Source organism: Streptococcus sp. HMSC073F11 (genome assembly GCF_001810785.1).
Taxonomy (GTDB): domain Bacteria; phylum Bacillota; class Bacilli; order Lactobacillales; family Streptococcaceae; genus Streptococcus.
Genome location: NZ_KV802690.1, coordinates 753,927 through 763,229, shown reverse-complemented (window position 1 = coordinate 763,229; position 9,303 = coordinate 753,927). Strand labels below are relative to the sequence as shown.

Below are 9,303 nucleotides of genomic sequence, written 5' to 3'. Positions count from 1 at the left end.
CAGGTTGCTCAAAGCACTGCTTTGAGGTTGCAGAAGAGACTGACGAAGTCAGGAACCATACCTACGGTAAGGGTGACGTTGACGCGGTTTGAAGAGATTTTCGAAGAGTATCAACTAGGAGAAGTTATGCGTCTTATCTATCTAATTATTGGTTTCTTATCACTGGCCTTGGCTATTATTGGGGTTGTTTTGCCCTTATTGCCGACAACGCCTTTTCTTTTGTTGTCTATTGCTTGTTTCTCAAGAAGTTCCAAGCGCTTCGAAGATTGGCTTTATCATACCAAACTCTATCAAGCATATGTGGCTGATTTTCGTGAGACCAAGTCCATTGCGCGTGAACGTAAGAAAAAAATCATCGTATCTATCTACATCTTGATGGGAATTTCCATTTATTTTGCACCTCTTTTACCAGTCAAAATCGGTCTAGGAGCCTTGACCATCTTTATCACCTATTATCTCTTCAAGGTCATTCCAGACAAAGAATAGTTAAAATAGTAGTTATTTGCCTTGATAAAATTGAAAGCATATTCACAACAATATGATATAATAAGTTTAAAGTAATCTTCAAGGAGAATCAAATGATTTACGAATTTTGTGCTGAAAATGTGACCTTGCTTGAAAAAGCGATGCAGGCTGGATCTCGTCGAATCGAACTCTGTGATAATCTTGCAGTTGGTGGGACAACACCCAGCTATGGAGTGACTAAGGCAGCGGTTGAATTGGCAACCAACTACGATACGACCATTATGACCATGATTCGTCCACGTGGTGGCGACTTTGTCTATAATGACCTAGAAATTGCTATCATGCTAGAAGACATTCGGTTGACTGCTCAGGCTGGAAGTCAAGGGGTCGTTTTTGGTGCTTTAACTGCTGATAAGAAGTTGGATAAAGCTAATCTTGAGAAGCTGATAGCTGCATCAAAAGGAATGGAAATTGTCTTCCATATGGCCTTTGATGAATTAAGTGATGAAGATCAACTGGAAGCTATTGACTGGCTCAGTCAAGCTGGTGTTACTCGTATCTTAACTCGTGCTGGTGTGTCTGGCGACTCCTTAGAAAAACGTTTTGCTCACTATCACAGAATTTTGGAGCACGCTAAAGGTAAAATTGAAATTCTACCAGGTGGGGGGATTGACCTTGACAACCGTCAAACCTTTATCAATCAGCTAGGCGTGACACAATTACATGGAACCAAGGTTGTCTTTTAAAAAATAGAAAGGAACTGCTAGCTTTGGGTAGCAGTTTTCACTTATGTTTGAAATTTTTAAATCCTATCAGTTTAATCAAGAAAAGGCTCATGATTATGGTTTTGTAGAAAATGGTGGAGTGTGGACCTATAGTTGCCAAATTTTGCAGGATGACTTTGTCATGACTGTGTCCATCACTACTGATAATGTGAGTTTTCAAGTCTTTGACCAGGAGACTGGTGACCTCTATCCTCAAGTTCATATGGAAAGTATGACAGGAAGTTTTGTTGCAAGTGTCCGTGAGGCTTGTCTGGAGATTCTCTACCAGATTCGGAAGGCTTGTTTTGAGGTACAGGATTTTATCTGCCCTCAGACTAAGCGAATCATGACTCAAGTTCAGGAAAAGTATGGTAATCAGTTGGAGTATTTGTGGGAGAAATCGCCTGATACGGCAGTGTTAAGACATGAAGGCAATAAAAAGTGGTATGCCGTCTTGATGAAAATTTCTTGGGATAAGCTGGAAAAGGGCAGAGAAGAGCTAGTGGAAGCAGTCAACCTCAAACATGACAAAGTAGCCGATTTACTTTCAAAAAAGGGCATTTATCCAGCTTTTCATATGAATAAACGTTACTGGATTAGTGTGGCGCTTGATGATACTTTATCAGATAAAGAAGTATTGGAATTTATAGAAAAAAGTTGGAACTTAACCACTAAAAAATGAAACATTTCAATGGTTTTCAAGAACTTTCAATTAGCAAAATATTCTCTACTGAAGAAATTTTCAGAAAATATTGGATTTTTTCTTGACAAGCACTTTTGCCTATGCTAAAATACTAAACAAGATATCAAACGAAGGAGAAAGTCAAACATGAAAACAGCTAAGTTTAATCAATTTGCTTTGTTGTTGAGGTACTCGGGCTAGTGCAAAAAGCATTAGTCCTGTTTGGCTTACCAAGCGGGAGTGAATCAACATCTCGCTTGGGTTTCTGAGCGAGATGTTTTTTTAAAACCACATTTGGAAAAGGGGAAATCTTATGAGAACAGTTGAATTTCTAGATACCAGCCTTCGGGATGGAGAACAGACGCCGGGTGTTAACTTTTCAATCAAGGAAAAAATTGCCATTGCAAGACAGCTGGAGAAATGGGGCATTTCAGCCATCGAAGCTGGTTTTCCAGCGGCTAGTCCAGACTCATTTACGGCAGTTCAGGAGATTGCTAAGACCTTGAAGAAAACGGCAGTGACTGGTTTGGCCCGCTCTGTCAAGTCTGATATTGATGCTTGTTACGAAGCCCTCAAGGATGCCAAATATCCACAGGTTCACGTCTTTATCGCTACTAGTCCCATTCACCGCAAGTATAAGCTCAATAAGAGCAAGGAAGAGATTCTAGAAGCTATTAAGGAGCATGTCTCTTATGCACGTTCCAAGTTTGAGGTTGTCGAATTCTCTCCTGAGGATGCGACCAGAACAGAGTTGGATTTCCTCTTACAAGTCGTTCAAACAGCGGTTGATGCAGGTGCGACTTATATCAATATCCCTGATACGGTAGGATTTACCACACCAGAGGAATATGGAGCTATCTTCAAATACTTGATTGAGAATGTCAAAACGGAACGTCAGATTATCTATTCGCCTCACTGTCATGATGACCTCGGAATGGCAGTGGCTAATAGCCTTGTTGCTGTCAAGAATGGGGCAGGACGAGTCGAAGGAACCATCAATGGTATCGGGGAGCGAGCTGGTAATGCTGCTTTGGAAGAAATTGCAGTGGCCCTCAATATTCGTCAAGATTACTATCAAGCAGAAACTAGTATTGTTTTAAATGAAACCATCAATACGTCAGAAATGGTTTCTCGCTTCTCAGGTATCCCAGTTCCTAAAAACAAGGCCGTTGTTGGTGGCAATGCCTTTTCTCATGAATCTGGTATTCACCAAGACGGAGTCCTTAAAAATCCTCTTACTTATGAGATTATCACCCCTGAATTGGTCGGTGTCAAGAGTAACAGCCTCCCACTTGGAAAATTGTCAGGTCGCCATGCCTTTGTTGAAAAACTAAGAGAACTGGCCTTAGACTTTACAGAAGAGGATATCAAACCACTCTTTGCTAAGTTCAAGGCATTGGCCGACAAGAAACAAGAAATCACAGATGCAGATATTCGTGCTCTGGTAGCTGGAACCATGGTTGAAAATCCAGAAGGCTTCCACTTTGATGATTTACAACTTCAAACTCATGCAGATAATGACATTGAAGCACTCGTTAGCCTAGCCAATATGGATGGTGAGAAAGTTGATTTCAATGCGTCAGGGCAAGGTTCTGTTGAAGCAATCTTTAACGCTATCGATAAGTTCTTTAACCAATCCGTCCGCTTGGTGTCCTATACTATTGACGCTGTGACAGATGGAATTGATGCCCAAGCTCGGGTTTTGGTCACTGTTGAAAACAGAGATACAGAAACCATCTTTAATGCAGCAGGGCTTGATTTCGATGTACTGAAAGCATCTGCTATTGCCTACATCAATGCTAATACCTTTGTTCAAAAAGAGAATGCTGGTGAGATGGGACGCAGTGTTTCCTATCGTGATATGCCTAGTGTGTAAAGGAGAAAGCTATGACAAAGAAAATAGTAGTTCTGGCAGGGGATGGAATCGGCCCAGAAATCATGGAGGCTGGTTTAGAAGTTTTGGAAGCTCTAGCTGAAAAAACAGGCTTTGACTATGAAATAGACAAACGACCTTTTGGAGGTGCAGGAATTGATGCAGCAGGCCATCCTTTACCTAGTGAAACCCTCAAAGCATGTAGAGAAACAGATGCCATTCTCCTAGCGGCTATCGGTAGTCCTCAGTATGATGGAGCAGCGGTTCGCCCTGAACAAGGCTTGCTAGCTCTCCGTAAGGAACTCAATCTCTATGCCAATATTCGCCCTGTAAAAATCTTTGACAGTCTCAAGCATTTGTCACCACTCAAACCGGAACGAATTGCTGGTGTAGACTTTGTTGTGGTACGGGAGTTGACAGGTGGGATTTATTTTGGGGATCATATTCTTGAAGAAAGAAAAGCGCGTGATATCAACGACTATAGCTATGAGGAAGTGGAGCGGATTATTCGCAAAGCCTTTGAAATCGCAAGAAGTCGGAGAAAAATCCTTACCAGTATTGATAAGCAAAACGTGTTGGCAACATCAAAACTCTGGCGGAAAGTAGCTGAGAAGGTCGCAAAGGATTTCCAAGATGTGACCTTGGAACACCAGCTAGTCGACTCAGCTTCCATGCTTATGATTACTAATCCTGCTAAGTTTGATGTCATCGTGACGGAGAATCTTTTCGGAGATATTCTATCTGATGAATCAAGCGTTCTATCTGGCACACTTGGGGTTATGCCATCAGCCAGTCATTCTGAAAATGGACCAAGTCTCTATGAACCTATTCACGGTTCAGCACCTGATATTGCAGGTCAAGGAATTGCCAATCCTATTTCCATGATTTTATCAGTGGCCATGATGCTGAGAGACAGCTTTGGACGTTATGAGGATGCAGAGCGTGTCGAGCGTGCTGTTGAGGCAAGTTTGGCAGCTGGTATATTAACGAGAGATATAGGAGGACAGGCTTCGACCAAGGAAATGACGGAAGCTATTATCGCAAGGTTATGAAGTTAGACGAAAAAATTACTCTAGTCCTTTTGATTTGGAATGTCATCATTTTCTTGATTTATGGCATTGACAAATCCAAGGCGAGGAGAAGAGCTTGGCGCATCCCTGAGAAAATCTTACTTATTTTAGCCTTTACTTGTGGTGGTTTTGGTGCTTGGTTAGCAGGAATCATCTTTCATCACAAGACTCGAAAATGGTACTTTAAAACAGTTTGGTTTCTTGGGATGGTGACCACACTAGTAGCCTTATATTTTATTTGGAGGTAATGGATGGCAGGAAAATCGATTTTTGATAAATTGTGGGACCGTCATGTCATCACAGGAGAAGAGGGGCAACCCCAACTCATGTATGTGGACCAGCACTATATTCATGAAGTGACCAGCCCTCAGGCATTTCAAGGATTACGAGACGCAGGTCGTAGATTGAGACGACCAGACTTGACATTTGGAACCTTTGACCACAATGTCCCGACAGTCAATATCTACGATATTCGAGATGTGATTTCTAAGGTACAAATTGATAAGCTTGCTGAAAATGTTGAGGAATTTGGGATCGAACATGCTGCCCACGGTTCTGAAAAGCAAGGAATCGTTCACATGGTTGGTCCAGAAACAGGAAGAACTCAACCAGGGAAATTCATCGTCTGTGGGGATAGCCATACAGCAACCCACGGGGCTTTCGGAGCGATCGCTTTTGGAATTGGGACCAGTGAGGTCGAACATGTCTTTGCGACACAGACCCTCTGGCAGGTCAAACCCAAGAAAATGCTGGTGGAATTCACTGGTGTTCCTCAAAAAGGAGTTTATTCCAAGGATTTCATTTTAGCTTTGATTGCCAAGTACGGCGTTGCTTGCGGCGTTGGCTACGTGGTGGAATATCGTGGACAAGCTATTGATGCACTGAGCATGGAAGAACGAATGACCATCTGCAATATGTCCATCGAGTTTGGATCCAAGATGGGAATCATGAATCCAGATCAAACCACCTATGATTATCTCAAAGGACGGGAATGTGTTCCAGAGGACTTTGAAGAGGCTGTGGCAGATTGGAAGACCCTTGTCAGTGATGAGAATGTCGTTTACGATAAGGTTATCCAGATGGATGTTTCAGACTTGGCTCCTATGGTGACCTGGGGAACCAACCCTGCTATGGGGGTTGACTTTGACAGTAGATTCCCAGAAATTAAGGATATGAATGATGAGCGAGCCTACAATTACATGGACTTGGAGCCTGGTCAAAAGCCAGCTGATATTGAACTAGGCTATATCTTTATCGGTTCTTGTACTAATGCTCGTCTCAGCGACTTGCAACTGGCTGCGCGATTTGTTAAAGGGAAGAAGATTGCTCCTAACTTAACGGCTATCGTAGTCCCAGGTTCTCGTCCTGTCAAACGAGCTGCTGAGAAGTTGGGCTTGGATAAGGTCTTTCTAGATGCTGGCTTTGAGTGGAGAGACCCAGGTTGCTCTATGTGCCTAGGGATGAATCCTGACAAGGTTCCAGATGGCGTTCACTGCGCCTCAACCAGCAACCGCAACTTTGAAGATAGACAAGGCTTTGGTGCTAAGACCCACCTCTGCAGTCCAGCCATGGCAGCTGCGGCAGCTATTGCAGGGAGATTCGTAGATGTTCGGCAAATGCCAGAAGCCCAGTAAGGAGAGGATATGGAGAAATTTACAGTTTATACGGGAACGACCGTTCCTCTCATGAATGATAATATCGACACCGACCAAATCCTACCCAAGCAGTTTCTCAAGTTGATTGATAAAAAAGGCTTTGGTAAGTACCTCATGTATGCTTGGCGTTATCTGGACGACAAGTATACTGAGGATCCTGACTTTGTCTTTAATCAGCCTGAATATCGTAAAGCCAGTATTCTTATCTCAGGGGATAACTTTGGGGCAGGTTCTTCGAGGGAACATGCAGCTTGGGCCTTAGCAGACTATGGTTTTAAGGTCGTGATTGCAGGATCTTTTGGGGATATTCATTACAATAATGAACTCAATAATGGCATGTTGCCTATTGTTCAGCCTAGAGAGGTTAGAGAAAAGCTAGCCCAGCTCAAACCGACTGACCAGGTAACTGTGGACTTGGAACAACAGAAAATCATCTCACCGGTTGGAGAGTTCACTTTTGAAATTGATAGCGAGTGGAAACACAAGCTCTCAAATGGTTTGGATGATATCGGAATTACCTTGCAGTATGAAGATTTGATTGCTGCCTATGAAAAACAACGACCAGCCTACTGGCAGGATTAGAAGAAAATTAGAAAAGGAAATAGAACTATGACAAAACACATTCAATGGAACGGAACACTTTCACAAGAAGGCTATGACATTTTAAAAGGTGAGGGCGGATGTATCGTTTGCCCTACTAAAGTTGGTTACATTATCATGACCAGCGATAAGGCAGGACTTGAGCGTAAGTTCGCAGCCAAAGAGCGTAACCGTAACAAACCAGGTGTTGTTCTCTGCGGTAGCATGGATGAGCTTCGTGCTTTAGCACAACTTAACCCAGAAATTGAAGCCTTCTACCAAAAACATTGGGATGAAGATATTCTTCTTGGTTGTATCCTTCCTTGGAAACCAGAAGCTTTTGAAAAACTCAAAGCATACGGTGATGGTCGTGAAGAGCTGATGACTGACGTGCGTGGAACGAGCTGTTTTGTTATCAAATTTGGTAAAGCTGGTGAACAATTGGCTGCCAAACTTTGGGAAGAAGGCAAGATGGTTTATGCCTCATCAGCTAACCCATCTGGAAAAGGAAACCGTGGTAAAGTAGAAGGTATTGGAGAACGTATCGAAGGAGCAGTGGACCTTGTTATCGAGGCAGATGACTACGTTGCTTCTATCCAGCCTGACAAAACGATTGAAACTCGCTATGAGCAAGGTGTGATGGTGTCTATGGTCGATAAGGACGGCAAACTCATCCCAGAACAAGGAGGAGCTCGCTCAACTTCACCAGCACCAGTTGTGATTCGTAAAGGACTTGACATTGATAAAATCATGATGCACCTTTCAGACACCTTTAACTCATGGGACTACCGCCAGGGTGAGTATTATTAGAATAGAGAAGGAGTGGGGAGAAAACAATTTCCCCTCTTTTTTCTATTTACGCAAGAAAAATCCGAACATTATATTTTAATTTATAAAATTATTTGACAAAATCTGTACTTTGATTTATAATTAATTAAGGAAACGTCGGAAAAGGCGTAGAGATGCGCAAGCATAGGTAGGTCATTACAAAAGAAACGAGACATCGATATGTTAAATGAATTTCCAATTTTTGATTACGAAGATATTCAATTGATTCCAAATAAATGTGTCATTAAAAGCCGTGCAGAAGCGGATACAAGTGTCACTTTAGGAAATCACACCTTTAAACTACCTGTTGTGCCAGCTAATATGCAAACGATTTTGGATGAAAATGTAGCAGAGCAACTGGCTAAAGGTGGTTACTTCTACATTATGCACCGTTTTGATGAGGCAGGACGTATTCCTTTTATTAAGCGCATGCATGAGCAAGGGCTTATTGCTTCTATCTCTGTCGGTGTTAAGGATTATGAGTATGATTTCGTTAGCCAGCTCAAATCTGATGCTCCTGAGTACATCACGATTGACATTGCCCACGGTCATGCGGATAGCGTGATTTCTATGATTCAACACATCAAGAAAGAATTGCCAGATACCTTTGTCATTGCAGGAAATGTGGGAACACCAGAAGCTGTGCGTGAATTGGAAAATGCTGGTGCGGATGCTACTAAGGTCGGAATCGGTCCAGGTAAGGTTTGTATCACCAAGGTCAAGACAGGTTTTGGTACAGGTGGTTGGCAATTGGCTGCCCTTCGTTGGTGTGCCAAGGCTGCACGTAAACCGATTATTGCTGATGGAGGAATTCGTACTCACGGTGATATTGCCAAGTCTATCCGCTTCGGTGCTAGCATGGTCATGATTGGTTCCCTCTTTGCAGGACATATTGAAAGTCCAGGGAAAACGATTGAAGTCGATGGTGAACAGTTCAAAGAATATTATGGTTCAGCCTCACAATATCAAAAAGGTGCTTACAAAAATGTGGAAGGCAAACGTATCTTGCTTCCTGCTAAAGGTCATCTGCAAGACACTTTAACTGAGATGGAACAAGACCTTCAAAGTGCTATTTCTTATGCAGGTGGACGTCAGGTTGCTGACCTTAAACACGTTGATTATGTTATCGTGAAAAACTCCATCTGGAATGGGGATGCTTCCCACTAAGACGGGCTATCTCACTAGAAAAAAACTTGTTATTAGAGCAAATTTCTGTTATAATAAAACAAGTTTCCACCCTTAGTGTAATGGATATCACGTAAGATTCCGGTTCTTGAGATGGGGGTTCGATTCCCTCAGGGTGGATGTAAACATCCTAAAAAGCCTTTAATAGGGCTTTTTTCTTTACACAGCCCTAAATTGGCCCTTAAAACTGAAAATCTCTTTT

10 protein-coding genes and 1 tRNA gene are annotated in these 9,303 nt (G+C 42.4%); all 11 read left to right on the top strand.

Annotated elements, in window-relative coordinates:
- The first annotated feature begins 126 nt into the window (after positions 1-126).
- The 11 genes from HMPREF2764_RS05345 to HMPREF2764_RS05295 all read left to right on the top strand — a co-directional run bounded on the left by HMPREF2764_RS05345 (position 127) and on the right by HMPREF2764_RS05295 (position 9,221).
- A complete protein-coding gene (locus HMPREF2764_RS05345) occupies positions 127-486 on the top strand; it encodes a YbaN family protein (RefSeq protein WP_004258004.1) in 360 nt (119 codons plus the stop codon).
- A 92-nt stretch (positions 487-578) separates the two neighbouring features.
- Positions 579-1,211 carry a copper homeostasis protein CutC gene (locus HMPREF2764_RS05340; RefSeq protein WP_070527769.1) on the top strand — a complete coding sequence of 211 codons (633 nt, stop codon included), beginning with the start codon at positions 579-581 and terminating at the stop codon, positions 1,209-1,211.
- Between the two features lie 43 nt (positions 1,212-1,254).
- Positions 1,255-1,911, top strand: coding sequence for an MmcQ/YjbR family DNA-binding protein (locus tag HMPREF2764_RS05335; RefSeq protein WP_070527767.1), 657 nt, complete (start codon positions 1,255-1,257; stop codon positions 1,909-1,911).
- A 313-nt stretch (positions 1,912-2,224) separates the two neighbouring features.
- A complete protein-coding gene (locus HMPREF2764_RS05330) occupies positions 2,225-3,787 on the top strand; it encodes a 2-isopropylmalate synthase (RefSeq protein ID WP_070527764.1) in 1,563 nt (520 codons plus the stop codon).
- Between the two features lie 11 nt (positions 3,788-3,798).
- Positions 3,799-4,836: a 3-isopropylmalate dehydrogenase gene (leuB, locus tag HMPREF2764_RS05325; protein ID WP_070527761.1), complete on the top strand. Its 1,038-nt coding sequence runs from the start codon at positions 3,799-3,801 to the stop codon at positions 4,834-4,836.
- The gene (locus HMPREF2764_RS05320) at positions 4,833-5,102 is read left to right on the top strand and encodes a DUF1294 domain-containing protein (protein WP_000762433.1); all 270 of its coding nucleotides are present in this window, start codon (positions 4,833-4,835) and stop codon (positions 5,100-5,102) included. Before leuB ends, HMPREF2764_RS05320 begins: the two co-directional genes overlap by 4 nt.
- 3 nt (positions 5,103-5,105) lie before the next feature.
- Positions 5,106-6,488, top strand: a complete 1,383-nt coding sequence (leuC, locus tag HMPREF2764_RS05315; RefSeq protein ID WP_000907579.1) for a 3-isopropylmalate dehydratase large subunit — start codon at positions 5,106-5,108, stop codon at positions 6,486-6,488.
- 9 nt (positions 6,489-6,497) lie between these two features.
- Positions 6,498-7,091, top strand: coding sequence for a 3-isopropylmalate dehydratase small subunit (leuD, locus tag HMPREF2764_RS05310; RefSeq protein ID WP_000410618.1), 594 nt, complete (start codon positions 6,498-6,500; stop codon positions 7,089-7,091).
- 27 nt (positions 7,092-7,118) lie between these two features.
- Positions 7,119-7,898, top strand: coding sequence for an L-threonylcarbamoyladenylate synthase (locus HMPREF2764_RS05305; RefSeq protein WP_000160498.1), 780 nt, complete (start codon positions 7,119-7,121; stop codon positions 7,896-7,898).
- A gap of 198 nt (positions 7,899-8,096) precedes the next feature.
- The gene (locus tag HMPREF2764_RS05300; RefSeq protein WP_000931177.1) at positions 8,097-9,083 is read left to right on the top strand and encodes a GMP reductase; all 987 of its coding nucleotides are present in this window, start codon (positions 8,097-8,099) and stop codon (positions 9,081-9,083) included.
- Between the two features lie 66 nt (positions 9,084-9,149).
- A tRNA-Arg gene (locus HMPREF2764_RS05295) sits at positions 9,150-9,221 on the top strand.
- Positions 9,222-9,303 lie beyond the last annotated feature (82 nt).

What these genes read in the sequence shown, in the direction of transcription:
- leuC (WP_000907579.1), top strand. Translation starts at nt 5,106, where the DNA reads ATGGCAGGAAAATCGATTTTTGATAAATTGTGGGACCGTCATGTCATC.
- HMPREF2764_RS05340 (WP_070527769.1), top strand. Translation starts at nt 579, where the DNA reads ATGATTTACGAATTTTGTGCTGAAAATGTGACCTTGCTTGAAAAAGCG.
- HMPREF2764_RS05335 (WP_070527767.1), top strand. Translation starts at nt 1,255, where the DNA reads ATGTTTGAAATTTTTAAATCCTATCAGTTTAATCAAGAAAAGGCTCAT.
- leuB (WP_070527761.1), top strand. Translation starts at nt 3,799, where the DNA reads ATGACAAAGAAAATAGTAGTTCTGGCAGGGGATGGAATCGGCCCAGAA.
- HMPREF2764_RS05320 (WP_000762433.1), top strand. Translation starts at nt 4,833, where the DNA reads ATGAAGTTAGACGAAAAAATTACTCTAGTCCTTTTGATTTGGAATGTC.
- HMPREF2764_RS05330 (WP_070527764.1), top strand. Translation starts at nt 2,225, where the DNA reads ATGAGAACAGTTGAATTTCTAGATACCAGCCTTCGGGATGGAGAACAG.
- leuD (WP_000410618.1), top strand. Translation starts at nt 6,498, where the DNA reads ATGGAGAAATTTACAGTTTATACGGGAACGACCGTTCCTCTCATGAAT.
- HMPREF2764_RS05300 (WP_000931177.1), top strand. Translation starts at nt 8,097, where the DNA reads ATGTTAAATGAATTTCCAATTTTTGATTACGAAGATATTCAATTGATT.
- HMPREF2764_RS05305 (WP_000160498.1), top strand. Translation starts at nt 7,119, where the DNA reads ATGACAAAACACATTCAATGGAACGGAACACTTTCACAAGAAGGCTAT.
- HMPREF2764_RS05345 (WP_004258004.1), top strand. Translation starts at nt 127, where the DNA reads ATGCGTCTTATCTATCTAATTATTGGTTTCTTATCACTGGCCTTGGCT.